Source organism: Cellulomonas rhizosphaerae (genome assembly GCF_003470205.1).
GTDB classification, from domain to species: Bacteria; Actinomycetota; Actinomycetes; order Actinomycetales; family Cellulomonadaceae; genus Cellulomonas; species Cellulomonas rhizosphaerae.
Map to the genome: position 1 here is coordinate 1 of NZ_QWKP01000214.1, position 23696 is coordinate 23696.

Annotated in this window: 25 protein-coding genes; 17 read left to right on the top strand and 8 right to left on the bottom strand. The window is 74.6% G+C overall.

Features of this window, described 5'->3' with window-relative positions:
• From D1825_RS18290 to D1825_RS14045, 6 genes are all read left to right on the top strand, one after another.
• Positions 1-218: hypothetical protein (locus D1825_RS18290; protein WP_158580740.1), on the top strand; the 218-nt coding region annotated here is incomplete at its 5' end.
• Positions 215-1198, top strand: coding sequence for an AAA family ATPase (locus D1825_RS14025; RefSeq protein WP_118768033.1), 984 nt, complete (start codon positions 215-217; stop codon positions 1196-1198). The genes D1825_RS18290 and D1825_RS14025, both read left to right, overlap by 4 nt.
• A complete protein-coding gene (locus D1825_RS14030; protein WP_118768034.1) occupies positions 1195-2484 on the top strand; it encodes a DUF58 domain-containing protein in 1290 nt (429 codons plus the stop codon). The genes D1825_RS14025 and D1825_RS14030 overlap by 4 nt, the downstream gene beginning before the upstream one ends.
• The gene (locus D1825_RS14035; RefSeq protein WP_118768035.1) at positions 2481-3014 is read left to right on the top strand and encodes a hypothetical protein; all 534 of its coding nucleotides are present in this window, start codon (positions 2481-2483) and stop codon (positions 3012-3014) included. Before D1825_RS14030 ends, D1825_RS14035 begins: the two co-directional genes overlap by 4 nt.
• Positions 3015-3104: 90 nt before the next feature.
• Positions 3105-3311: a hypothetical protein gene (locus D1825_RS14040; RefSeq protein ID WP_118768036.1), complete on the top strand. Its 207-nt coding sequence runs from the start codon at positions 3105-3107 to the stop codon at positions 3309-3311.
• Positions 3308-4756, top strand: a complete 1449-nt coding sequence (locus D1825_RS14045; RefSeq protein ID WP_138067684.1) for a hypothetical protein — start codon at positions 3308-3310, stop codon at positions 4754-4756. The genes D1825_RS14040 and D1825_RS14045 overlap by 4 nt, the downstream gene beginning before the upstream one ends.
• Here D1825_RS14045 and D1825_RS14050 read toward each other — a convergent pair.
• Positions 4731-5114: a phage holin family protein gene (locus D1825_RS14050; protein ID WP_118768038.1), complete on the bottom strand. Its 384-nt coding sequence runs from the start codon at positions 5112-5114 to the stop codon at positions 4731-4733. The genes D1825_RS14045 and D1825_RS14050 overlap by 26 nt on opposite strands.
• Before the next feature lie 30 nt (positions 5115-5144).
• Here D1825_RS14050 and hisC point away from each other — a divergent pair, with 30 nt between their 5' ends.
• The 4 genes from hisC to D1825_RS14070 all read left to right on the top strand — a co-directional run bounded on the left by hisC (position 5145) and on the right by D1825_RS14070 (position 10033).
• Positions 5145-6224, top strand: coding sequence for a histidinol-phosphate transaminase (gene hisC / locus D1825_RS14055; protein WP_118768039.1), 1080 nt, complete (start codon positions 5145-5147; stop codon positions 6222-6224).
• Between the two features lie 171 nt (positions 6225-6395).
• Positions 6396-7598 (top strand): pyruvate dehydrogenase (acetyl-transferring) E1 component subunit alpha, encoded by a 1203-nt coding sequence (pdhA, locus tag D1825_RS14060; protein WP_199721604.1) that lies wholly within the window; start codon positions 6396-6398, stop codon positions 7596-7598.
• Positions 7595-8617, top strand: a complete 1023-nt coding sequence (locus D1825_RS14065; protein ID WP_118768040.1) for an alpha-ketoacid dehydrogenase subunit beta — start codon at positions 7595-7597, stop codon at positions 8615-8617. The genes pdhA and D1825_RS14065 overlap by 4 nt, the downstream gene beginning before the upstream one ends.
• 15 nt (positions 8618-8632) lie before the next feature.
• Complete coding sequence (locus D1825_RS14070) at positions 8633-10033, top strand: dihydrolipoamide acetyltransferase family protein (RefSeq protein WP_118768041.1); 1401 nt, start codon at positions 8633-8635, stop codon at positions 10031-10033.
• A 6-nt stretch (positions 10034-10039) separates the two neighbouring features.
• On the opposite strand, the gene D1825_RS14075 is transcribed toward D1825_RS14070, so the two are convergent.
• The 3 genes from D1825_RS14075 to D1825_RS14085 all read right to left on the bottom strand — a co-directional run bounded on the left by D1825_RS14075 (position 10040) and on the right by D1825_RS14085 (position 12719).
• Positions 10040-10438 (bottom strand): hypothetical protein, encoded by a 399-nt coding sequence (locus D1825_RS14075; RefSeq protein ID WP_118768042.1) that lies wholly within the window; start codon positions 10436-10438, stop codon positions 10040-10042.
• Between the two features lie 3 nt (positions 10439-10441).
• Positions 10442-10840: a QcrA and Rieske domain-containing protein gene (locus D1825_RS14080; protein ID WP_118768043.1), complete on the bottom strand. Its 399-nt coding sequence runs from the start codon at positions 10838-10840 to the stop codon at positions 10442-10444.
• A gap of 91 nt (positions 10841-10931) precedes the next feature.
• Positions 10932-12719: an MDR family MFS transporter gene (locus D1825_RS14085; protein WP_118768044.1), complete on the bottom strand. Its 1788-nt coding sequence runs from the start codon at positions 12717-12719 to the stop codon at positions 10932-10934.
• A 148-nt stretch (positions 12720-12867) separates the two neighbouring features.
• On the opposite strand from D1825_RS14085, the gene D1825_RS14090 reads away from it, so the two are divergent.
• The 7 genes from D1825_RS14090 to D1825_RS14120 all read left to right on the top strand — a co-directional run bounded on the left by D1825_RS14090 (position 12868) and on the right by D1825_RS14120 (position 20669).
• Positions 12868-13512 (top strand): hypothetical protein, encoded by a 645-nt coding sequence (locus D1825_RS14090; protein ID WP_118768045.1) that lies wholly within the window; start codon positions 12868-12870, stop codon positions 13510-13512.
• Positions 13513-13609: 97 nt separating this feature from the next.
• Positions 13610-14296, top strand: a complete 687-nt coding sequence (locus tag D1825_RS14095) for a YcnI family copper-binding membrane protein (protein WP_118768046.1) — start codon at positions 13610-13612, stop codon at positions 14294-14296.
• Positions 14297-14316: 20 nt separating this feature from the next.
• Positions 14317-14940 carry a copper resistance CopC family protein gene (locus tag D1825_RS14100; RefSeq protein ID WP_138067685.1) on the top strand — a complete coding sequence of 208 codons (624 nt, stop codon included), beginning with the start codon at positions 14317-14319 and terminating at the stop codon, positions 14938-14940.
• Entirely contained in the window at positions 14937-17030 is a 2094-nt protein-coding gene (locus D1825_RS14105) for a cytochrome c oxidase assembly protein (RefSeq protein WP_118768048.1), read from the top strand. Before D1825_RS14100 ends, D1825_RS14105 begins: the two co-directional genes overlap by 4 nt.
• A gap of 352 nt (positions 17031-17382) precedes the next feature.
• Positions 17383-18207, top strand: coding sequence for a hypothetical protein (locus D1825_RS14110; protein WP_233549909.1), 825 nt, complete (start codon positions 17383-17385; stop codon positions 18205-18207).
• Positions 18208-18272: 65 nt separating this feature from the next.
• Positions 18273-20336, top strand: coding sequence for a S9 family peptidase (locus D1825_RS14115; RefSeq protein ID WP_118768049.1), 2064 nt, complete (start codon positions 18273-18275; stop codon positions 20334-20336).
• A 105-nt stretch (positions 20337-20441) separates the two neighbouring features.
• Entirely contained in the window at positions 20442-20669 is a 228-nt protein-coding gene (locus tag D1825_RS14120) for a DUF6458 family protein (protein WP_118768050.1), read from the top strand.
• Positions 20670-20689: 20 nt separating this feature from the next.
• On the opposite strand, the gene D1825_RS14125 is transcribed toward D1825_RS14120, so the two are convergent.
• The 4 genes from D1825_RS14125 to D1825_RS14140 form a co-directional block, all read right to left on the bottom strand.
• On the bottom strand, positions 20690-21406 hold the full coding sequence (locus D1825_RS14125; protein WP_407643335.1) for an anti-sigma factor: 717 nt from the start codon (positions 21404-21406) through the stop codon (positions 20690-20692).
• Positions 21393-22022, bottom strand: coding sequence for an RNA polymerase sigma factor (locus tag D1825_RS14130; RefSeq protein ID WP_233549910.1), 630 nt, complete (start codon positions 22020-22022; stop codon positions 21393-21395). The genes D1825_RS14125 and D1825_RS14130 overlap by 14 nt, the downstream gene beginning before the upstream one ends.
• Before the next feature lie 63 nt (positions 22023-22085).
• Positions 22086-22739: a class F sortase gene (locus tag D1825_RS14135; protein WP_118768052.1), complete on the bottom strand. Its 654-nt coding sequence runs from the start codon at positions 22737-22739 to the stop codon at positions 22086-22088.
• 2 nt (positions 22740-22741) lie between these two features.
• Complete coding sequence (locus tag D1825_RS14140; protein ID WP_118768053.1) at positions 22742-23578, bottom strand: DUF4397 domain-containing protein; 837 nt, start codon at positions 23576-23578, stop codon at positions 22742-22744.
• Positions 23579-23696 lie beyond the last annotated feature (118 nt).

Consider the following 23696-nt stretch of genomic DNA (forward strand, 5'->3'; position numbering starts at 1 on the left):
CGCTGCGCCGCCTGCGCGAGGCCGGTGCCGCGCGCCTGGCCCGGCACGGCGTGGCGCTCGCCGACCCCGCCGCCGCGTCGCGCGCGCGTGAGCTCGTCGGCGACCGCGCCTACGTGACCCTGACCCGCCACTCCCACCCGCTGCCCAGCGTCGCCGACGCGCGGCACACCATCGGCGCGCTCGAGCGTCTCGGATCGAACAGCCCGGAGACCCCATGACGAACCCCCTGCCCGTTGCCGACGTCGCCTCCGCCGGGCGCGCCGTCCTCGACGAGGTCGCGACGGCCGTCGTCGGCATGCGCGAGCCCCTGCGCGTCGCGCTCGCGGCCGTGCTCGCCTCGGGCCACGTGCTGTTCGAGGACGTGCCCGGGCTCGGCAAGACGCTCGCGGCACGCTCGCTCGCCACCGCGCTCGGCCTGGAGTTCCGGCGCGTGCAGTGCACGCCCGACCTGCTGCCCTCGGACATCACCGGGTCGAGCGTGTTCGACCCCGCGACCACGTCGTTCGAGTTCCGCCCGGGCCCCGTGTTCGCCGGCCTCCTGCTGGCCGACGAGATCAACCGGACCGCCCCCAAGACGCAGTCCGCCCTGCTCGAGGCCATGGCCGAGCGCCAGGTCACGGTCGACGGCGTGACCCACCGGCTGCCCCTGCCGTTCCACGTGTTCGCGACGAGCAACCCGGTCGAGTACGAGGGCACCTACCCGCTGCCCGAGGCGCAGCTCGACCGGTTCATGGTCCGCCTCGCCGTGGGCTACCCCGAGCGGGACGCGGAGGTCGACGTGCTCGCGCGGCGGCTCGAGCGCCGGGCCGAGGGCGCGCCCGTGCGCACGGTGGTCGACGGCGAGACCCTGCTCGGGATGCAGGCGGGCGTCGAGGCGGTCGCGGTCGACCCCGACGTGCTGCGCTACTGCGTGGACCTCGCCGCGGCCACCCGCGAGCACGCGGCGGTCGAGGTCGGCGCCTCGCCGCGCGGGTCGCAGGCCCTCGTGCTGGTCGCCCGCGCGCTCGCCGTGCTGGACGGGCGCGACTTCGTCGCCCCCGAGGACGTCAAGACCGTCGCGGTCCCGACGCTCGCGCACCGCATCTCGCTCACGCCGCAGGCCTGGGCGGGCGGTGTCGCGCCGCAGCGCGTGGTCGCCGAGGTGCTGCGGTCCGTCCCGGGTCCGACCACGGCGCGGCGCGTCCCGGCCGACGCGTGAACGAACGCTGGACGCGAGCACGCGCCACGACCGCCGCGGCGGTCGTGGGTGCCGTGCTGCTCCTCGCCGGCGCGCTGCTGGGGAGGCCCGACGTCGCGGTGCTCGGCGCCGCGCCCGTGGTGGCTGCGGTGCTCGACTGGCGGCGGCGGCCCTCGCAGGAGGTGCGGGTCCGGGTCGACGCGCCCGACGAGTCCCCGCCCGCGGGTGTCCTCGCGGCCGACGTGACCGTGACCGCGCCCGCCGGGGCCGCTGCGGTGCTGATCGGCGTGCGGCGGCACGACGACGAGCTCGACGAGGTGCTCGTCCGCGTCGACGGCACGCGCGTGCTGCCGCTCGTCGTGCACACCCTGCGCACCGGGCCGCAGCCCCTGGCCGAGGTCGACGCCCTGGGGATGGGTGTCGGTGCGGCCAGCGTGTCCGAGCCCGCGGAGCCCGCGGCGCGGTCCGTCGTCGTGCTGCCCGCGACCCGACCGCTCGACGAGCTCCCGCTGCCCCCGCGGCTGCGCGGCCTGACCGGCGGCCACGACTCGCGCCGTCCGGGCGAGGGTGGGTCGCTGCGCGACGTCCACCAGTTCGCGCCAGGCGACCGGCTGCGCCGCATCGACTGGCGCGTGACGGCCCGGCGCTCGCCGCGCCTGCAGGAGCTGTACGTGCGCCGCGAGCACGCGCTGGCCGAGGCCGTCGTGATGCTCGTCGTCGACTCGCGCGACGACGTCGGCCCCGACCCCGCCACCTGGCGCGGCACGGTCCGACCCGCGACGAGCGACTCGACCTCGCTCGACCTCGCCCGGCAGGCCGCCGCATCGGTCGCGCAGGGCTTCCTCGCCGTGGGTGACCGCGTGGGCCTCGACGACCTCGGCGCGCTGCGCCGACCCCTGCCGCCCGGCGGCGGGCGGCGTCAGCTCGACCGGATCCGGCAGGCGCTCGCGGTGACCTCGCCCGAGGGCGAGCCGCGCCGGCGGGTGCGGGCTCCGCAGATCCCTTCCGGCGCGCTCGTCGTGGTGTTCTCGACGTTCCTCGACGACGACGCGGCCGCCGTCGCCGCCCAGTGGCGGCGCACCGGGCACCGCGTGGTGGCGGTCGACGTGCTGCCCGCGCTGCGCGACAAGCATCTCGACGACAAGCAGCGGCTCGCGGTGCGGCTCGTGCGGATGACGCGCGAGGACCGGCTCGCCGCGCTCGCGGACGCGGACGTCGAGCTCGTCGCGTGGCGCAGCTCGCCGGGTGTCGGCCTGGCCCGGCTCGCCCGCCGGGCCCAGCGGCGCGTCGGGGCGGGGGCCCGATGAGCACGACGCCCGAGGCCCGGCTCGCGACCGGTGCGACCGTGCCGGCCACCCTGCTGCGCGCCGTGCTCGGCGTCGTGGTCGCGGCGATGGTCGTCGTCGGGTGGGCGGCGGACCGCGACCTGCTCGCGGCCGTCGTGGTCGTCGCGCTCGGGCTCGGGGTGTTCGTCGCGCTGCGGCCGTGGTCGGTCGTGACCGCGGTCTGCGCCGGGCTCGCGGGCTTCCTCGTCCTCGTCGGCGGTGCGGCGTCGCTGCCCACCGTGATGCTGCTCGTGCTGCTGGTGCACCTCGCGACGTGGGGGTCGGCGCTTGCCGCCCGGACCTCGTGGCGCGGTCGCGTCGAGGTCGCGGTCGTGCTGGACGGGCTGCGGTCGGTCGCGCGCGTGCAGGTGGGGGCACAGGTGCTCGCGGTGGTCGCGGTGCTGCTCGCGGGCGCGGACCTCGGCGCCGCCGACGTGTGGCGGGCCGCGGCGATGCTCGCCGCGATCGGCGTCGCGGTGCTTGCGCTGCCGCGGTCCCCGTCCGCGGGCTGAGGCGTCCACAGCCCCGTCGCGCGCCCGCCCGGTCCACAGTCCGGGTCCGCCGCCGGCCGCGTGGTCCGGGTGCCTGCCTACCGTCGCCCCATGTTCGACGACCCCGTCCCTCTCCTGCTGTCCGCCCTCGACGGAGCCGGGCGTGCGCGCCGGGCGCTGATGGCGGCGGGGGCTGTGCCGTGGGGCGGCGCGGTCGCCGTGCGGTACCGGGCCGAGATCGACGGCGCCGTGCTCGAGGCGGCGGCGCTGGACCGGGCGGTCGGTGAGCTCGTCGCGCTCGCGGGCTGCCGGGCGTGAGCGAGGTGTGGGGTGGGGATGGTGTGCGGGCGGTCGGCGGCCCCGGCCCGACCGTCGTCGAGCTGCGTGATCTCGATGCCGCCGCTGCCGCGCTCGGGGCGGCCGGCCGCGCCCTGCGGGGGTGCGCGGCGGACCTGCGTGCGGTCGCGCGGGCGGTCGACGCCCCGGTGCTGCTCCTGGAGCCCGAGCCCGCGCCGTACCCGTTCGACGCCGCGCGCGCCGAGGCGCTGGCCTCGACGGCGGGCTCGGCCGCGGCGCGGGCGGACGACCTGGTCCGGCGGCTGCGGCGGGTGGTCGAGCTGTACGTCGAGGCCGAGTCGTGGGTGGCGCGCACGCTGCGGGAGGTGGCGGGTGTCCAGGCGCAGGTGGTGGGCGAGCTGCCAGGGGTGTGGGCGGCGGGGGCGCCGGTGGTCCCGGTCGTCGTCGCGGCGGCAGCGGGTCGCGCCGTGGCCGGCGACCCGCGTGCGCTCGTCGGCGAGCAGGTGCCGTCCTGGCTCGTCGGGCCGACCGCGGGGTTCCTGCGGGGTGCGCTGCCCGGTGGTCGCGTGCCCGTCCGCGACCCGCTCGGGGCTCTGGCGGGCGAGGTCGCGGGCGGTGACCCGGTGCCCACGGCGCTCGTCCCGCGTCCCGATCCGCCCGGGCTGCCCGCGCCGCGGTCGGTCGCGGACGTCCTGCGCAACGTCTCCGCGTCCTACCCGGAGGCCCACGGGGGAGCGCCCGGGACCGCGCCGTCGACGATCTCCGTGCAGCGACTGACCCACCCCGACGGGAGCCACGGCTGGGTGGTCGAGATCCCGGGCACGCAGAGCGCGGCGTTCGGCGGCGACGTGGCCACGGACATGACGACGAACGCGCGCCTGGTCGCGGGGCTGCCCGACGACATGTCGAGCGGCGTCCTGCACGCGCTGCGGGACGCGGGCGTGCCGCCCGACGAGCCCGTGCTCCTCGCCGGGCACAGCCAGGGCGGCATGGTCGCGGTCGCGGCGGCGTCGCTCGCGGCGGGCGCGTACGACGTGCGGGCGGTGCTCACCGCGGGCTCGCCCGACGTCCCGCGCGCGGTTCCCGCCGGCGTCCAGGTGCGGCACTACCGGATCGACGAGGACCTCGTGCCGCAGACGGACGGGCGGCCGAACGCCGTCGGCCGCGACGTCGTGGTCGTGCGGCGCAGCATCGGGGCCGCCCACCTGGCGCACGCGCACTCGCTCGAGCAGTACGTGCGCACGGCCGAGCTCGCGGACTCCCGGCTCGCGGGGAGCCCCGCCCTGCGCGGCTTCGACGCCGAGCTCGCCCGCGTGCTCGGGCCGCCGGGGACGACGGCGCAGACGCGGCAGTTCTCGGTCACGCGCGCACCGGACGCGGTCGCGACGGACCCGACGACCGGGCGCCGGCGGGTGCCCCGCCTCGACCCGGCGCCCGAGGTCAGGAGCGGCGGCTCTCCGGGATGAGGACCGAGAGCGCGAAGCTGACGATCGAGATGATCAGGCCGCCGAGCACCGCCCACCAGAAGTCGTCGACGCGCAGGCCCCAGTTGGTGAACTCCGTGATCCAGGCGGTCAGCATGAGCATGAGCGCGTTGACCACGAGCGTGAACAGCCCGAGCGTGAGGATGTACAGCGGGATCGACAGGATCGCGACGATCGGCTTGACGATCGCGTTGACCAGCCCGAACACGAGCGCGATCAGCGCGATGATGCCGATGTGCTCCCAGGTGGAGTCGTACCCGACGATGTCCAGGCCGGACAGCAGGAGCGTCGCGAGCCAGATGGCGACGCCGTTGATGATCACGCGCAGCAGGAAGGCCATGCCGCGATCCTGCCATCTCCGGGTGGTGGCATGCTGGCACCCGTGACCCGCGTCCCCTTGCGCCAGGCCCTCGCAGACCTCCCGCCGTACGTCCCGGGCGGGCGCGCCCCGGTCGGCGCTGCGGCGTTCAAGCTCTCCTCCAACGAGAACCCGTACCCGCCGCTGCCGTCGGTGGTCGCGGCGATCGTCGACGCCGCCGCGGACGTCAACCGCTACCCGGACATGTACGCGACCGAGCTGTCCGAGGCGATCGCCGCGTCGCTGGGGGTTGCCCCGGAGACGATCGTGACCGGCTGCGGCTCGGTGGCCGTGCTGGGCCACGTGCTGGCCGCGGTCTGCGAGTCCGGCGACGAGGTCGTCGTCCCCTGGCGCTCCTTCGAGGCGTACCCGATCGCGATCTCGCTGGCCGGCGCGACGGGTGTTCGCGTCCCGCTCGCGCCCGGCGGGCGGCTCGACCTCGAGGCCATGGCGGCCGCGGTCACGCCGCGCACGCGCGTGGTGCTGGTCTGCACCCCCAACAACCCCACGGGCCCCGCGGTGCACGCCGACGAGCTGGCCACGTTCCTCGCCGCGGTCCCGGGCGACGTGCTCGTCGTGCTGGACGAGGCCTACGTCGAGTTCGTCCGCGACCCCGACGTGCCCGACGGCCTGGCCGTCTTCGCCGACCACCCGAACGTCGTCGTGCTGCGGACGTTCTCCAAGGCCTACGGGCTGGCGGGCCTCCGGGTCGGCTTCGCGGTCGCGCGCCCGCGCCTGGCCGCCGGCATCCGCGCGGCGTCGACGCCGTTCGGGGTGTCGCACGCGGGCCAGCTCGCCGCGCTCGCCTCGCTGCGGGCCACCTCGGAGCTGCTGGCACGCGTGGATCGCATCGTCGGGCAGCGCACCCGCCTGCTCGACGGCCTGCGCGCCCAGGGCTGGGAGGTGGCCGACAGCCAGGCCAACTTCGTCTGGCTTCCGCTCGGCGAGGCGGCTACCGGCTTCGCGGAGCGGTCCGCGCGGGCGGGCGTCATCGTGCGGCCGTTCGCGGGCGACGGTGTGCGCGTCAGCGTCGGCGAGCCCGAGGCCGTGGACCTCTTCCTCGAGATCGCGGAGGCCGCCCACGCGCGCTGAGGAGGGTCGGCGAGGAGTCTGTCGGGAGTCCACAAGACGCGCGGCGCAGCGTTGTCGGAGGGCTTCTGCCGCAACCTACGGTTCCGTAGGCTACGGTGACGTAGGTTCGAGTCCCCCGCTCGGACGGACCGGTGCGGCCACCTGGCTGCGGGCACGCGAAGGAGCTACCGCGTGAGCTCGACCTCCATCCCCGAGAGCCAGACACCCACGACCCCCACCCCTGGGTCGGACGCGTCGACGGCGGGCCCCCTGACCACGGACGGGCTCGTCCAGCTGCTCGACCACGAGGGCCGTCGCGTCGCGAACCCGACGTACGACGCCCTCGTCGCCCACCTCGATGCCGACGCCCTGCGCGCGATGTACCGCGACATGGTGCTCGTGCGGCGGTTCGACACCGAGGCGACCGCGCTGCAGCGCCAGGGCGAGCTCGCCCTGTTCGCCCAGGCGCTCGGCCAGGAGGCCGCACAGATCGGCTCGGGGCACGCGCTCGCCCCGCAGGACCACGTGTTCCCCAGCTACCGCGAGCACGGCGTGGCGCACACCCGCGGCGTCGACCTCACCGACGTGCTGCGCCTGTTCCGCGGCGTCGATCACGGCGGCTGGGACCCCGTGGCGCACGGCTTCCACCTCTACACGCTGGTCATCGGCTCGCACACGTTGCACGCCACGGGCTACGCGATGGGGGTCCAGCGCGACGGCGACGTCGGCACCGGCGACCCGGCGCGCGACACCGCGGTGGTCGCGTACTTCGGCGACGGCGCGACCTCGCAGGGCGACGTGAGCGAGGCGCTCGTGTTCGCCGCGGTGAACGAGGCTCCCGTGGTGTTCTTCTGCCAGAACAACCAGTGGGCCATCTCCGAGCCGACGACGAACCAGTCGAAGGTGCCGCTCGCCGACCGCGCCCCCGGCTTCGGCATCCCCGCGGTCCGGGTCGACGGCAACGACGTGCTGGCCAGCTACGCGGTCACGCAGGAGGCCCTGCAGCGCGCACGCTCGGGCGGTGGGCCCACGTTCATCGAGGCGTTCACGTACCGGATGGGCGCGCACACCACGTCCGACGACCCGAGCCGCTACCGCTCGTCGGAGGAGGAGGAGCACTGGCGTCGTCGCGACCCCATCGACCGCCTGCGCACCTACCTCGAGGGTCTCGGCCAGCTCCCGACGTCGTTCCTCGACCAGCTCGACGCCGAGGCGGACGCCCTCGGCGAGCGCATCCGCACCACCGTCCGGGCGATGGGCCGCCCGTCGGCCGCCTCGATGTTCGAGCACGTCTACGCCACGCCGCACTCCGTGGTCGAGGCCGAGCGCACCTGGTTCGAGGGCTACGAGGCCTCGTTCCTCGATGCGCAGCACGGCGAGGGGAGCCACCGATGACCGCGACGACCGCCGCCGCCCCGGTCGACGCGTTCACCGGCACGCAGCGTCTGACCTTCGCGAAGGCGATCACGCTGGGCCTGCGGCGCGCGCTGGCCGACGACCCGAACGTGCTGCTCATGGGCGAGGACATCGGCAAGCTGGGCGGCGTCTTCCGCGTCACCGACGGGCTGCAGGCCGAGTTCGGCGCCAAGCGCGTGGTCGACACCCCGCTCGCGGAGTCCGGCATCATCGGCACCGCGATCGGCCTGGCCATGCGCGGCTACCGCTCGGTGTGCGAGATCCAGTTCGACGGCTTCATCTTCCCGGCGTTCGACCAGATCACCACGCAGCTGGCCAAGATGCACTACCGCTCGCGCGGCCGGCTCACGCTGCCCGTCGTCATCCGCGTGCCCTACGGCGGCGGCATCGGCGCGGTCGAGCACCACAGCGAGTCGCCCGAGGCCCTGTTCGCGCACACGGCCGGCCTGCGGGTCGTCACGCCGTCGAGCCCCGCGCAGGCGTACGCGATGATCCAGGAGGCCGTGCGGTCCCCCGACCCGGTGCTGTTCTTCGAGCCCAAGGGCCGGTACTGGGAGAAGGGCGACGTCGACCTCGACGCGCCCGCGACGAATGGCCTCGACGGCGCGCGCGTGGTCCGCCAGGGCACCGACATCACGCTCGTCGCCTACGGCCCGACCGTGCAGACCGCGCTCAAGGCGGCCGACACCGCGGCCGCCGAGGGGACGAGCATCGAGGTCGTCGACCTGCGCGCGCTCTCGCCGCTCGACACCGCGACGGTGGCCGCCTCCGTCCGCAAGACCGGTCGCTGCGTCGTCGTCCACGAGGCGCCCGTGCTCTACGGCACCGGCGCCGAGGTCGCCGCCCGCGTGACGGAGGAGTGCTTCTTCCACCTGCAGGCGCCCGTGCTGCGCGTCGGGGGCTTCCACACGCCGTACCCGGTGGCCAAGATCGAGCACGACTACCTGCCGAGCCTCGACCGCGTGCTCGACGCGGTGGACCGCTCGCTCGCCTTCTGACCGAGGAGTCCGACTGTGCCCACCTTCCAGCAGTTCCCGCTGCCCGACGCGGGTGAGGGGCTGACCGAGGCCGAGATCGTCGCCTGGCAGGTAGCCGTGGGGGACCGCGTCGAGGTCAACCAGACGATCGTCGAGATCGAGACCGCGAAGTCGCTCGTCGACCTGCCCAGCCCGTGGGCCGGCGTGGTCACGCAGCTGCTCGTCGCGCCCGGCACGACCGTGGACGTGGGGACGCCGATCATCGAGATCGACACCGACCCGGACGGTGCGGCCGCGCCCACCGAGCCGCCCGTCGTCACGGGGTCCGTGCGACACGTCGGCGGCGCCGAGCGGCACCGAGGGGTCGAGCCCGGCGGGGCCGAGGAGATGGAGGCGGCGCGCGAGGCGAGCGCGCCGGCACCGGAGCCTGCCGCGAAGCCCGAACCCGTGCTCGTCGGCTACGGGCTGGCCGAGGGCGGCACGGGTCGGCGCCCGCGCGGCACCGAGGCCGCCGCGCCCGCGCCGCGGAGCCCGCACGCGCTGGCCAAGCCGCCCGTGCGCAAGCTGGCCCGCGAGCTCGGGGTGTCCCTCGACTCCGTGACGCCCACCGGCCCCGGCGGCATCGTCACGCGCGAGGACGTCCTGGCGATGAGCGCGCAGGCCGAGGCCCGCACGCTCGCGACGTACGCGGGCGACGAGCAGCCGTGGCTCGCGTCGGGCACGGTCTCCTCCGACGGCCGCCAGACGCGCGTGCCGGTGAAGTCGGTGCGCAAGCGGACCGCGGAGGCGATGGTCGCGAGCGCGTTCAGCGCCCCGCACGTCACGGTGTTCCACACGATCGACGTCACGCGCACGATGAAGCTCGTCGAGCGGCTGCGCGCCGACCGCGAGTTCGCCGACGTGCGCGTCACGCCGCTGCTCATCGCGGCCAAGGCGCTCATGCTCGCGATCCGGCGGCACCCGGAGATCAACGCGTCGTGGGACGACGCCAGCCAGGAGATCGTCTACAAGCACTACATCAACCTCGGCATCGCGGCCGCGACGCCGAGGGGCCTCGTCGTGCCGAACATCAAGGACGCGCACCGCCTGACGCTGCGCGAGCTCGCCGACGGGATCGCGCAGCTCACCGCGACCGCGCGCGCGGGCCGCGTGACGCCCGCGGACATGTCCGACGGCACGATCACGATCACCAACGTGGGCGTGTTCGGCATCGACACGGGCACGCCGATCCTCAACCCGGGCGAGGCCGCGATCCTCGCGTTCGGCGCCATCCGCGAGCAGCCGTGGGTGCACAAGGGCAAGATCAAGGTCCGCCACGTGACCCAGCTCGCGCTGAGCTTCGACCACCGGCTGGTGGACGGCGAGCTCGGGGCGCGCGTGCTGGCCGACGTGGCGCGTGTGCTGGCCGAGCCCGCGCACGGGCTCGTCTGGGGCTGACCGCCGCTACCGGGCGGCGGGTGACCGCCGCTCGACGAGGAAGGCCGCGACGGCCAGCACGATCGCGGCCGCCTCGACGATCGCGCACGCCCAGATGTCGAACCCCTGCCACTCCTCGTGCACGCCCATGAAGCCGGACGAGGTGGTCGACAGCAGGAACGCGCCCAGGGTCGACGCGCCGAACCCGGCGGCCAGGAACAGCGGGATCCAGTGCCGCCAGACCAGGACGAGCAGGCCGATCGCGAGCCCCGCGACCGCGTTGATCATGAACGCGTCGCCGACGCGGGTGTTCTTCATCCCGTCGGCCCACAGGTCCAGGTGGATGACCGCCGAGAGCAGGACGCACGCCGAGAGCAGGCCTCGCAGGAGCGCCGACCCGGCCGCGGGACCGCGAAGCCAGGCCATGGCTCAGGCCTTCCCGGCGAACACGGCGTCACCGTCGACGTGCACGTCGAACGGCGAGAGGCCCTCGGTCGCGGGGCCCGCGAGCACCGCGCCCGTGAGGTCGAACCGCGAGCCGTGGCACGGGCAGTCGAGCTCGCCGTTGCCGGGCACGACCGTGCAGCCCTGGTGCGGGCAGATCGAGGAGTAGGCCGTGACCGCGCCGGCCGTGGCCTGCACGAGCAGGAGCTTGTCGCTGCCCGACGTCACCGACAGCGCGCCGCCGACGGGGATGTCGGCGACCTTCGCGAGCGAGCCGTCCGCGGCCTGGGTGGCCGCCGGCGTGTCCGAGCCGCCACCGCCGCACGCGGCGAGCACGGCCACGCCGGCCGCGGCCGCGGTCACGACCCCCGCCCGCGTGAGCATCTGACGTCGGTCCAGGCATCCGGTACAGGTGGTGCCGTGCTCGTGCATCGTCGCCTCCGGGGGTCGGGTGTCGCAGGTCTGCCCTGCGAACCTAGCCGCGCTCCCTGGGAGCCGCCTCTGAATCGGCGGCGGCGGGGTGGGGTGATTCCTGAGCGGCCAGCGTCGTCGTCGCCCCGACGGCGGTCACCCCCGCCGGTGCGGCGGCCGTGGCCCTGGCGTGCTCGTCGGCCATCCGACCCTCGATGCCCGAGACGTTCCGCAGCGGCAGCTCCGGCAGCAGGATCGCGAGCACGACGCCGATGACCAGGGCGATCGCGGTGAGGATCATGACGAGGTCGACCGACTGCGCGAAGCCGTCGAGGATCGGCTTGGCGAGGCGCTCGTCGAGCGCGCTGATGAACGCGGAGTCGTCGAGGGAGAGGCCGCCGCCGCCCTTCAGCGCCTGGAGCACGGGCGCGTTCGCCGGGTCGTTCAGCACCGCCGGGTCCTGCAGGGCGGCCTTGAACGCCGGGGTCTGGCCCGCCTTGGCGAACGCCTGCGTGATGTTGGACCCCACAGTCGAGAACAGCACCGAGAGGAAGATCGCCGTGCCGAGCGTCCCGCCCATCTGGCGGAAGAACAGCGACGACGAGGTCGCCACGCCCATGTCGCGCACCGCCACCGCGTTCTGCACCGCGAGCACCAGCGGCTGCATCGTGAACCCGAGGCCGAGCCCGAACAGCACCGAGGCGCCGAAGATGTACGGCAGCTCCGTGCCCGCGTCGACCCGGGAGAACGTCAGCGCGCCGAGGACCATGAGCACCGTGCCGGCGACGGGGAAGAGCTTGTACCGGCCGGTCCGCGACGTCGTCTGGCCCGCGATGATCGAGCCCGCCATGATGCCGACCGTGAACGGGATGAGCGTGAGGCCGGCCTCGGTGGGCGACTGGCCCTTGACGATCTGCAGGTACAGCGGCAGCGTCGCGAGCCCGCCGAACATGCCGAGGCCGATGACCGTGTTCGCGCCGGCGCCGACCGAGAACGTGCGGTTGCGGAACAGGTAGAGCGGCAGGATCGCGTCGGCCTTCGCGCGCCGCTCGGCGAGCAGGAACAGCGCGATGCCGACGACGCCGACCGCGTAGGCGGTGGCCGCCTTGCCCGAGCCCCAGCCCCAGTAGCGGCCCTGCTCGGCGACGACCAGGAGCGGCACGAGCGCGACGACGAGGGCGAGCGCGCCCTGCCAGTCGATGCGGTGCTCGACCTTCTGCAGCGGCGGCAGGTGCAGCACGCGCCAGATGACGAGGATGCCGATGAGCCCGATCGGCACGTTGATGAGGAACACCCAGCGCCAGCCGTCGATCCCGAGGATCGTGTCGGCGCCGGCGAAGAACCCGCCGACCACCGGGCCGAGCACCGAGGACGTGCCGAACACCGCGAGGAAGTACGCCTGGTAGCGGGCACGCTCACGCGGCGCGACGAGGTCGCCGAGGATCGTGATCGCGAGCGACATCAGGCCACCGGCCCCGAGCCCCTGCAGGCCGCGGTAGACCGCGAGCTGGTACATCGAGTCGGCCGTGCCCGAGAGCAGCGAGCCCACTACGAACAGCGAGATCGCCAGCATGTAGAACGGCTTGCGGCCGTAGACGTCGGAGAGCTTCCCGTACAGCGGGGTCGAGATGGTCGCCGTGAGCAGGTAGGCCGTCGTGACCCAGGCCTGCAGCGACAGCCCGTGCAGGTCGTCGCCGATCGTGCGGATCGACGTCGCCACGATCGTCTGGTCGAGCGCGGCCAGGAACATGCCGATCATCAGGCCGCCGAGGATCGTGAGGATCTCGCGGTGGGTGGGGGGACGGAAGCCGGAGGCGTTCTCGGGCGCGGCCGTGGTGCTGCTCTGCGACATCGGACCTTCTCGAGCGTTCGGGGGACGGAGGAGGATCGGCGGGCACTGGCCCGCAGTGCACAACACTGGCCCGGGGCGGTCATGTTCCCCAAGCACATTCTTGGAAAGCGCTCTCCCGCTGGGAGCCCGGAGCCGTTAGGGTTGCCCGGTGGTCACCCCGACGAGCGGAGCGCTGCGGTTCGCGCGCGCCCTCGTCGCCGCGTCCGTCGTCGTCGCCCTGGCCTGCGGGGCGCACGTCCTGGGCGGCGGCTCGGTGCCCGCTCCCCTCGTCGTCGCGGCCCTCGTCGCCCTGGTCCTGGCCGGTGCCGTCGCCCTGACGGGGCGGCGGGTCGGGCTCGTCGGCGCCGTCGTCGCGCTGTCCGTCGCGCAGGTCGCGCTGCACTCCGCGCTCTCGCTCCTCGAGGGGTTCGGGTGCGCCGCGCTCGTGCCGACGGGCCGGCACGCGGGCATGGACCACGCGGCGCACGCCGCCTACCTCGCGACGACGGGCTGCGGCTCGGCGGTCGGCCACGCGACGCTCATGCCGATGTTCGGCGCGTGGGCGATGGTCGCGGCGCACGGGCTCGCCGTCGTGGCGTGCGCGCTCGTCGTGGCCGGCGCGGACCGGGCGTTGGACTGGCTCGCGGCGTGGCTCCGGCCGCTCGTCGCGCGGTTCGACGCCACGGTCCTTCCCGCCTGGGCCGAGCTGCCCGTCGCGGTCGAGCACGACTCCTTCGAGCGCCAGACGTGGCGCGGCGTGGTCCCGCTGCGGGGGCCGCCCGCCTGGCAGTCACCGGTGCCGTCCGCCCTCTGAGGCCGAGCGGCGCCCTGCACGTGCCGCCACCCGTCCGGCGGCTCGTCGGCGACGAACGCCCGATGAGCCCGCCGGAAGCCATCGCGAAGGAACCACCATGCCTCGTCGTCCCCTGCAGACCGCCGCCGCCGCCCTCGTCGGGCTCGGCCTCGTCGTCCTGCCGGCCACCGCCGCCTCCGCCCACGTCCGGGTCATCCCGGAGACCACCGCCGCCGGCGCGTGGACCGTCCTGACGTTCCGCGTCCCGAACGAGAAGGACGCGGCGACCACCACGAACGTGGTCATCGACCTGCCCACCGACACCCCGCTGTCCCACGTCGGCACCCGGCCCGTGCCCGGCTGGACCGCCGAGGTGCAGACCGGCAAGCTGCCCGAGCCCGTCGACGTCGAGGGCGCGACGATCACCGAGGCGCCGCTGCACGTGGTGTTCACGGCGTCGCCCGACGCGGCGATCGGGGCAGGTCAGTTCCAGGAGTTCGAGCTGCAGGTGGGGCCGCTGCCCGCGGCCGGCACCGAGCTGCTGCTGCCCGCGCACCAGACCTACTCCGACGGCACGGTCGTCGACTGGGACGAGCCGACGACCGGGAGCGAGGAGCCCGAGAGCCCGGCGCCCGAGCTGACGATCACGGCAGCGGAGGGCGACGCGCACCACGCGTCGGCCCCCGCAGCCTCGGAGTCGTCGTCGGACGCGGGCCTCTGGTTCGGGGTCGGGGGGCTCGTCCTCGGAGCGGCCGCGCTCGTCGTGGCCCTCGTCACGGGCCGCCGACGCCAGGTTCAGCCGTGACGTGGGGGATCCTGGGACACATGCGTCGTCGAACTGCACCAGCCGCCGGGCTCGTCGTCGGGCTGCTGCTCGCCCTGGGGGTCGTCGCGGCGCCCGCCGCGCAGGCGCACGACGAGCTCGTGAGCGTCGACCCCGCGGACGGCAGCACGGTCGACGCGCCGCCCGAGCGCGTGACGCTGACCTTCGAGGAGCCGGCCGTCGCGCTCGGCACGGTGATCGAGGTCAAGGGTCCCGACGGCAGCGTCGTCAGCACCGGTGACGCCGAGCTGGTCGACAGCACCGTGAGCCAGGCGCTCGTCGGGGACCTGCCGGCGGGGGAGTACGCCGTGACCTGGCGTGTGACGTCGCAGGACGGCCACGCGGTGTCGGGGACGTTCGGGTTCACGGCGTCGACCGGTGCGCGGCCGGTGCCCACGGAGGCGCCGACGGCGTCCGCGGGGGTCGCTGAGCAGGCGACGCCCACGCCGTCCGCCTCGGCCGTGCCGGTTGCGGCGCCGTCGTCGTCCGACTCCGACAGCCGGTCGCCCGCGCTGCTGGTCGTGGGCGCGGGCCTGCTGATCGGCATCGCGTTCGGGCTGCTGGGCTGGATGCGCGCTCGTCGTCGGCGCACCACCCCTGCTCCCGGGGGCAGCGACCGCCCGTGACCGACACGCGCCGCGGCGACGCCCGTCCCGCCCGCCCCGTCGTCGACGGGGCCGGCGGGGCGGGTGCCGCCGCGCCCGCAGCGCCCGCGTCGCCCTGGCGGGTCGTCGCCCTGGTGCTCGCCGCGATCGTGGCGGTGGTCGTCGCGGTCGCGTTCTCCGGGGCCGCGCTGCCCGAGCTGCTGCGCGATCCCGGCGCGGCCGTGCGGTGGGGGCTGCCGATCACCACGACGCTCACCGACCTCGCCGGGTCGGTCGCGCTCGGTGCACTCGTGCTCGCGGTGTGCGTGCTGCCGCGGGCGGGCTCGTCGGACCGCGGTCGGGGTGAGCGCGCGGAGGGGCGGGCGTACCCCCGCAGCCTGCTGGTCGCGGGCTGGGCCGCCGGGGTCTGGACCCTCGCGTGCGTCGTGAACCTCGTGCTCAAGTACGCCTCCGTGGCGGGTCGGCCGCTCGATTCCGCGTCGTTCGGGCAGGAGCTCGGGCTGTTCGTCACGCAGATCGAGCTGGGCCGCACCCTGCTGCTCATCACGACCGTCGCGGCCGTCGTCACCGCGCTCGCCCTCGTCGTCGCGACCCCCACGGGCGCCGCCTGGACCGCCGCGCTCGCCCTCGTCGCGCTGTGGGAGCAGGCGCAGCTCGGCCACGCGGCCGGCGCCGCGAGCCACGACCTGGCGACCTCCTCCATGCTGCTGCACCTGGTGGGTGCGGCGATCTGGATCGGGGCGCTCGCGGCCCTCGCGCTGCTCGTGCGGCGGATCGGCACCGACCTGTCCGCGTCGGTGGCGCGGTACTCGTCGATCGCGGCCTGGTGCTTCGTGGCGGTGGCGGTCTCGGGGACCGTCAACGGGGTGATCCGGCTCAGCTCCTGGTCCGACCTCGGCACCTCGTACGGGATCCTGCTGCTCGCCAAGATCGCGCTGTTCGGGGTGCTGGGGCTGCTCGGGCTCGCGCACCGCCGAGCGGTCATCCCCCGGCTGGCCGGGGGCTCGGCCGGGCGTGCGGGGACCGCGTTGTTCTGGCGGCTCGTGCTCGTCGAGCTCACCGTCATGGGGGCCGTGTCGGGGGTCGCGGTCGCGCTCTCGTCGACCGCTCCGCCCGTCGCCGAGGTGCCGCCCGCGGACCCGACGCCCGCCTACCGCCTGACCGGCCACGCGCTGCCGCCCGAGCCGACCCTCGAGCGCTGGTTCACCGAGTGGCGGTGGGACCTGGTGCTCGCGTCGGCCGCCGTCGCGGGGGTCGTCGTGTACTGGCGCTGGGTGCTGCGGCTGCGCCGTCGGGGCGACTCGTGGTCGTGGGCGCGGACGGCGTCGTGGACGTTCGGCATGGTGCTGTTCTTCTGGGTGACGTCCGGTGGGCCGTCGCTGTACGGGCACGTCCTGTTCAGCGCGCACATGCTCCAGCACATGCTGCTCGCGATGGTCATCCCCCTGTTCCTCGCGGTGTCCGCGCCCGTGACGCTCGCGCTGCGCGCGCTGCCCAACCGCTCCGCGACCCTCCGGGGCGACGTCTCCCGCGGCCCGCGCGAGTGGATCCTCGTCATGGTCAACAGCCACGTCGGCCGGTTCCTCGCGAACCCCCTGGTCGCGTCGCTGAACTTCATCGGCTCGATGCTGGTCTTCTACTACTCGGGCATCTTCGAGTGGGCGCTGCGCAGCCCGGTCGGCCACCTCGCGATGGTCGTGCACTTCTCGCTGGCGGGGTACCTGTTCGTCAACGCGATGATCGGCATCGACCCCGGCCCGAAGCGCCCGCCCTACCCCCAGCGGCTGCTGCTGCTGTTCGCGACGATGGCGTTCCACGCGTTCTTCGGTGTGACCCTCGTGGGTGGCGACTCGCTGCTCGTGGCCGACTGGTTCGGCCTCATGGGCCGCCCGTGGGGCGAGTCGGCGATCGCCGACCAGCAGACCGGCGGCGCGATCACCTGGGGCATCGGCGAGATCCCGACCCTGGTGATGGCGATCGGCGTCGCGGTCGCCTGGTCCCGCGACGACGAGCGCGCCGCCCGCCGCCGCGACCGCCGCGTGGACCGCGACGGCGACACGGAGCTGGACGACTACAACGCCATGCTCACCCGCCTCAACAACACCCCCTGACCCCGGCGGCCCGGTCCCCCCGCCCAGCCCGGCTACCGCAACCCCCGAGATCTCTCCGCCGAGCAGGTGATTACGCACGCTTCGCGGGCTGGAAGCGTGCACAACCACCTGCTCGACGGCCGTGGGCAGTCGGGGTTGGGGATGACCGGGGATGCGGCGGCGTCAGGTGCGGTGGAGTGGGGGCGTGTCTCGGGGAATCGTCGTGCCGGTCGGGCTGCTTGCCGTGGCCGTGCGGCAGGCGGGGCTCGTGTCCTCGGAGCAGTGCGCCGCCCACGGCGTGGCCCGTGGTGCCCGGACGCGGCTGGTCTCGGCGCGCAGGTGGAGCCAGCCGACGCGGGGAGTCTTCGACACCGTGGTCTCCCCGCCGCACGAGCGGCACCCGGACGAGCGCCGCCGCCGGGCCGCGTGGCTCGGAATGTTGGCCTACGGGCCGAGTGCGATCGCCGTCGGCGCGTGCGCCTTGGCGCTCCATGGTGTCGCCGGTCTGCCAATCGTCGTCCAGCCGGAGGTCACGCTGGCCGATGGATCGCGCCTGCGATCCCGAGATGGCATCCGGCTCCGGCAGTTCGCGGGGGTGACGACGGTGGTCGTGGACGGCCGTCGAATCGCGTCGGTCGAGGCGGCGCTGATCCAGGCGTTGCCGGCGTTGGCGCGCACGCACGCGGTCGCGATCCTCGACAGCGCGCTCAACAAGCGGCTCCTGGACCTGGAGGGGATGGCGCGCGTCAAGGCGGGGGTCCGCGGGCGACGAGGCGCGGCACGGCTGGAACCGTGGTGGAGGCTGGTCGACGGGCGTTCGGAGTCACCACTGGAGACGGACGCACGCCTGCGATGCCTCGACGCGGGCATCGCGCCCGACGACCTGCAGGTGGTCATTCGTGACGACGGCGGACGGTTCGTCGGGCGGGGCGATCTCGGTTGGCGGCTGCGCGACGGGCGATGGCTGCTCGTCGAGATCGACGGTCGCGAGGTCCACGACACCCCACAGGCGTTGTACTCCGACCGCACCCGCCAGAACCGCCTCCTCCTTACCGGCCGCGTCGACCTGCTCCGCTTCATCCGCGCCGACTTCCCCCACCACCTCGTCGCGACGATCCGCCAACACCTCGCGCTCGACGCCGCGAACTCCCGCCGACCAGGCCGTGATGCACGCTTCGATGCCCGGATGCGTGCGTAACGACCTGCTCGACCGGCCGGTCGCCAGGAGGGTGGGTGGGGTATCGGGCGTGATAGGACGTACGGGTGACTGATGCTGCCTCGCCGTTCCATGACCTTGATGCCTATGTCGCCATCCCCCGGGTCTCCGGGCTGAAGCTGTCGCCCGACGGGACGCGGCTCGTGACGGCGGTCGCCACGCTCGACGCGAAGGCGACGAAGTACGTGACCGCGCTGTGGGAGGTGGACCCGGCCGGCCAGAAGCCCGCAAGGCGCCTGACCAGGTCGGCCAAGGGCGAAGCCAGCGCGGCGTTCACGCCCGCGGGCGACCTGCTGTTCACCAGCTCGCGCCCCGACCCGGACGCGAAGGAGCCGGACGACGAGGCCGGTCCCGCCCTGTGGCTGCTGCCCGCGGACGGCGCCGAGGCGCGCGTCGTCGCGGATCGCGCGGCCGGGCTCGGCGGCGTCAAGGTTGCGGCGGACGCCGGGACGATCGTCGTCGGGTCGGACGTGCTGCCGTCGGCGGTCGACGCCGAGCACGACGAGAAGCTCCGCAAGGCCCGCACGGACAAGAAGGTCGCCGCGATCCTGCACGACGGCTACCCCGTCCGGTACTGGGACCACGACCTCGGCCCGGCCCAGCCGCACCTGTTCACCGCCGACGTGCCGCAGTCCGTGACGGCCCCGCTGGCCGCCGCCACCGACCCGCGGCTCGAGCTGGCCGACGTGACGAAGGACGCCCGCGCCGCGCTCGTCGAGCAGGGGTACGCGATCAGCCCGGACGGCACGACGATCGTCACCGGCTGGACCGTGCCGGGCGCTAAGGGCGACCAGCGCTCGCAGCTCGTCGCGATCGACGTCGCGACGGGCGCGCGCCGCGTGCTGGTCGACGACGACGGCGCCGACCTCGGCAGCCCGGCCGTCAGCCCCGACGGCCAGTGGGTCGCCTACTCGCGCGAGACGATCTCGACCCCGTTCGAGGCGCCCGTCGTCCGGCTCGGCCTCGTGCCGCTCGCGGGCGGCGACGCGCGCGTCGTCGCGGACGGCTGGGACCGCTGGCCCCACTCGCCCGTCTGGCTCCCGGACAGCAGCGGGCTGCTGGTGCTGGCCGACGAGGACGGCCGGGGCCCCGTGTTCCGCGTCGACCTGGCCGCCGACGAGGTCACCCGCGTGACCAGCGACGCCGCGACGTTCACCGACGTCCAGGTCACGAGCGACGGCACCACGGCCTACGCGATCCGCGCGTCGTACGAGGCGCCCGCCCACCCGGTCCGCATCGACCTGGCCACCGGCGAGACGACGGCCCTCACGAGCCCGGTCGAGACCCCCGCGCTGCCCGGAACTCTCACCGAGGTCGAGACGACCGCGGAGGACGGCCGTCGCGTGCGTGCCTGGCTCGCGCTGCCTGACGGCGCGAGCGGCGCGGACAAGGCGCCGCTGCTGCTCTGGATCCACGGTGGCCCGCTCGGCTCGTGGAACGCCTGGTCGTGGCGCTGGAACCCGTGGCTGCTCGTCGCGCAGGGGTACGCCGTGCTGCTGCCGGACCCCGCGCTGTCGACCGGCTACGGCCAGGACATGATCCAGGTGGGCTGGGGCGCGTGGGGCAAGGCGCCCTACACCGACCTGCTCGCGATCACCGACGCGGTCGAGGCCCGCGACGACATCGACGAGACCCGCACGGCCGCGATGGGCGGATCGTTCGGCGGCTACATGGCCAACTGGGTCGCCGGCCACACGGACCGGTTCCGCGCGATCGTCACGCACGCGAGCCTGTGGGCCCTCGACCAGTTCGGCCCGACGACGGACGCCGCGTTCTACTGGGCGCGGGAGATGACCGAGGAGATGGCGCTCGAGAGCTCGCCGCACCGCTTCGTCGACAAGATCGTCACGCCGATGCTCGTCGTGCACGGCGACAAGGACTACCGCGTGCCGATCGGCGAGGGCCTGCGCCTCTGGTACGAGCTGCTCTCGGCGTCCGGCAGCCCCGCCGGCGAGGACGGCCGCTCGGACCACCGGTTCCTGTACTTCCCCGACGAGAACCACTGGGTGCTCAGCCCGCAGCACGCGATCGTCTGGTACCAGGTGGTCGGCGCGTTCCTCGCGCAGCACGTGCTCGGCGAGGACGCGCAGTACCCCGACATCCTGGGCTGATCGGGCGACGAGCGAGCTCTCCGGGTGCGAGGTCGGCCGGGTCGCGCCAGGCTCTCCCCTGAGCCGGCGCGACCCCCAGCGCCGACCCGACCCGAAGGAGTCCCCATGGGCATCGGTGGTGGCATCGCCCTCATCGTCATCGGCGCGATCCTGTCGTTCGGCGTCAAGGACGCGATCGACGCCGTGAACCTCGAAGTGATCGGCTACATCTGCATGGGCGCCGGCGTCCTGGCGCTGATCCTCGCGATCGCGCTCAACGCGCAGCGCAGCAACACCACGCACCGCGAGGTCGTCGAGCACCGCGAGGTGCCGCCGGCCCCTCCGCAGGTCTGATTCGATCGCGTGCGGGGCGCCTACGCCTGAAGGGCGCCCCGCACGATCGAGTCCCCCGAGTGGGCCGGGTTGCCGTCGAACGGCTCCTGCGAGATGTCCACCACCGAGTACTGCGACAGGTCGAGCCCGGCCGGCAGGTCGAAGCGGCCCGACGAGCCCTCGAGCGTCCCGATGCTCACCAGGCCCTTGACGTCCGGGGTCAGGAGCCAGACCTCGCGGAACCCGTCGTCGTCGGACTTCTCGTCGACGTCGACGACCAGGACCCGGGTGCCGTCGCGCGACGTCTCGACCTTGGCGGTCCCCTGCGCGGACCAGCCGGGCAGCGGGTCGAGCGTCGCGGTCGCGACGACCGAGGCCGTGCGGTCGTCGCGCGTCAGGGCCCAGCCCACACCCGCGCCGCCGACGATGATCCCGGCGGCCGCCGCCCCCGCGATCCAGCCCCAGGCGCGCGAGCGCCGACGCGGGGCGAGGGGGACGACGACGGGCGCAGGCGTCGGGGCGGCAACCGGCGCCAGGTCCAGCTCCGCGGCGATCCGCTCCCAGACCTGAGGGCCCGGCGTCACGAGCTCGGTGTCCGCGGCCCGGGCCAGCCCGACCACCTCCGCCAGCGCGGCTATCTCGTCGCCGCACAGCTCGCACTCCTGCACGTGGGCGCGATCGGCCGTGGTGCCGGCCTCCTCGCCGAGGGCGAGGAGGGCGAGCACGTCGTCGTCCACGTGGAACTCATCGAACGGCACCATCCACCTCCCATCGGTTGCGCAGCCGAGCGAGACTACGCCGCACGTGGCTCTTCACGGTGCCGAGCGGCAGGTCCAACCGGGTGGCGATCTGGTCGTGCGTCAGGTCCTCGTAGAACGCGAGGCGCAGGATCGTGCGCTGCGGGTCGCCGAGGCGGGCGAGCTCGTCGGCGACGACGACGCGGTCGACGACCCTGTCGTCGGCTGCTGCCACGTGCTCCTCGCGGGGTTCGGCCGCCGCGACGAGCCGGCGGTCGCGGGCCCGGCGCTCGTGCGCGTCGGCGACCGCGTGCCGCGTGATGCCGATGAGCCAGGCGGGCAGCCGGGAGCGGGTGGGGTCGAAGCGGTGCCGGCCGCGCCAGGCGTCGACGAACACCTGCTGCGTGACCTCCTCGGCGTCGGCCGTGGTGCCGAGCGAGCGCAGGGCGATCGTGTGGACGAGCGCGGACCAGCGGCGGTAGGCCTCCCGGATCGCGGCCTCGTCTCCCGCGGCGAACGCGGCGCCGAGCTCCTCGACGCCCTCGCCGTCGGGGTCGAGGCGGTGCGGGTGGGGGACGGGCGGGTCAGGGACCGCGCGCAGGGGAGCGCCCGGTCGATCAGGGTCCTTCCCGCTCACGCACCCCTCCTCGATCGATCGGGTCTCGTCCGGCGGGACCAGGGCGGCCACCGCGTGCACGGGTCATCCACCGATCGGGTCAGCGGTGACGACGACGTTGTCCGCATAGTGCCCGATCTTCGCGTTCCACGCTCCTCCACACGTCACCAGGACGAGCCGGGGAGCCCCGTCGCGCCCGAACCAGGCGTCCAACGGGGCCTGGTCCTTGGGGATCTTCTCGACCGAGGCGACCCGGTACCGGAGCTGCGTGCCGTCGTCGGTCGTCACCACGACGCGGGCGCCGACGGAGACGTCCCGCAGCTGCGCGAACGGCCCGATCCCGCTCAGCCGCGAGTCGACGTGCGCCGCGAGCAGCGCGTTCCCCTCGTCGGCACCCGGCGCCGGCCCGAAGCGGTACCAGCCGACCTCGGTCGCGTCCGGCGGCAGCTCCATCGAGCCGTCGTCGGCCACTCCCACGGGAATCACGGTCATGTCGATGTCGACGCTCGGGACCGCGAGCCGCACCGGCGGTGCTGTGGGGTCAGCCGCCGGTGCGGTCGCGTCCTGGACCGGGACCTCGGGCACGGCCGCAACGGTCGGCACGGGCGTCGGCCCGGGCGGCGCCGACGACACCACCGGTGCGGGTTCCTGCGCGGTGCTGGGGGAGCACGCGGTCAGGAGCCCGACGAGCAGGGCGCCGAGGAGCGCCCCGCCCGTCCGGTGGTGTCGTCGTGCCATGGTCAGCGCTGCGCGTCTGCGCGACGACGGCCGACGATCGCGAAGCCGGCCACGCCCAGCGCCGCGAGGGCGCCCAGCGCGAACGGCCAGACCGGCGTGGAGCCGGAGTCGGCGACGAGGCCGAGCTCACCGGCCTGCACGCCGCTCGGGTCGCCGTGCAGCCCGTCGATCACCTGCGTGGCCAGGGCCAGCGTGGAGGGGTCGGCGGTCGCGTCGCCCCACGCGTACAGGATGGTGTTCGTGCCCTCGGCGACCTTGACGTCGGCCGGGCCGAGCAGCGCGGGCTCCGTGGTGCCGGCCGCGACGACGCTCGCCGAGACCGTGCCCGCGGGCAGGTTCAGCACCTTCTCGTCGGGGTTCTCGAGGCCGCTGATGACCGCGTCGGAGCCGGCCAGCACGTCGACGGCCGGAGCCGCCGCGACGTGGCGGACCGTGATCCGGCCCTCGCCCGCCTTGGTGGTCGAGGTGTCGTTGGTGAAGAGCGTCGCGGTCGGGTCGCCGGACGCGTCGAGGTGCGCGACGGCCGTGTAGCTCTTGCCGGCCGCGAGCTCGAGGTCGACCGGGCCGATCGCCGGGTCGCTGTCGTCCTTCGCGTCGGCCGCAGTGATGGCCACCGTGTACGTGCCCGCGGGCAGGTCGAGCGGGCCGGCGAGCTTGCCGGGCTTGAAGTCGTCCAGGGTGAGCTTGCCGTTGACCCAGACGTCGACGGTGAGGCCGGGCACGCCGTGCAGGACGGAGAGCTTGGCGTCGTCCGCCGCTGAGGCGGGTCCGGCGGTGACGGCGACGGCGGCGAGGGCGAGAGCCGCGGCGGCGGTGCCGGCGAGAAGTCGAGAGCGCATGGTGCGTCCTTCCGGGAGCAGCGCCGGGATGGCGCCTGACTCCCCCTCTTCCCTCCGGGACCGCGATCCGGATGCACCCCCGTTGCATCCATCGGGCGACGATGTAGGCAAGCCTTAC

What these genes read in the sequence shown, in the direction of transcription:
- D1825_RS14075 (WP_118768042.1), bottom strand. Translation starts at nt 10,438, where the DNA reads ATGGCCTGGCTTCGCGGTCCCGCGGCCGGGTCGGCGCTCCTGCGAGGC.
- D1825_RS14065 (WP_118768040.1), top strand. Translation starts at nt 7,595, where the DNA reads ATGACCGCGACGACCGCCGCCGCCCCGGTCGACGCGTTCACCGGCACG.
- D1825_RS14025 (WP_118768033.1), top strand. Translation starts at nt 215, where the DNA reads ATGACGAACCCCCTGCCCGTTGCCGACGTCGCCTCCGCCGGGCGCGCC.
- D1825_RS14100 (WP_138067685.1), top strand. Translation starts at nt 14,317, where the DNA reads ATGCGTCGTCGAACTGCACCAGCCGCCGGGCTCGTCGTCGGGCTGCTG.
- D1825_RS14085 (WP_118768044.1), bottom strand. Translation starts at nt 12,719, where the DNA reads ATGTCGCAGAGCAGCACCACGGCCGCGCCCGAGAACGCCTCCGGCTTC.
- D1825_RS14095 (WP_118768046.1), top strand. Translation starts at nt 13,610, where the DNA reads ATGCCTCGTCGTCCCCTGCAGACCGCCGCCGCCGCCCTCGTCGGGCTC.
- D1825_RS14135 (WP_118768052.1), bottom strand. Translation starts at nt 22,739, where the DNA reads ATGGCACGACGACACCACCGGACGGGCGGGGCGCTCCTCGGCGCCCTG.
- hisC (WP_118768039.1), top strand. Translation starts at nt 5,145, where the DNA reads ATGCTGGCACCCGTGACCCGCGTCCCCTTGCGCCAGGCCCTCGCAGAC.
- D1825_RS14035 (WP_118768035.1), top strand. Translation starts at nt 2,481, where the DNA reads ATGAGCACGACGCCCGAGGCCCGGCTCGCGACCGGTGCGACCGTGCCG.
- D1825_RS14050 (WP_118768038.1), bottom strand. Translation starts at nt 5,114, where the DNA reads ATGGCCTTCCTGCTGCGCGTGATCATCAACGGCGTCGCCATCTGGCTC.
- D1825_RS14040 (WP_118768036.1), top strand. Translation starts at nt 3,105, where the DNA reads ATGTTCGACGACCCCGTCCCTCTCCTGCTGTCCGCCCTCGACGGAGCC.
- D1825_RS14080 (WP_118768043.1), bottom strand. Translation starts at nt 10,840, where the DNA reads ATGCTCACGCGGGCGGGGGTCGTGACCGCGGCCGCGGCCGGCGTGGCC.
- D1825_RS14120 (WP_118768050.1), top strand. Translation starts at nt 20,442, where the DNA reads ATGGGCATCGGTGGTGGCATCGCCCTCATCGTCATCGGCGCGATCCTG.
- D1825_RS14140 (WP_118768053.1), bottom strand. Translation starts at nt 23,578, where the DNA reads ATGCGCTCTCGACTTCTCGCCGGCACCGCCGCCGCGGCTCTCGCCCTC.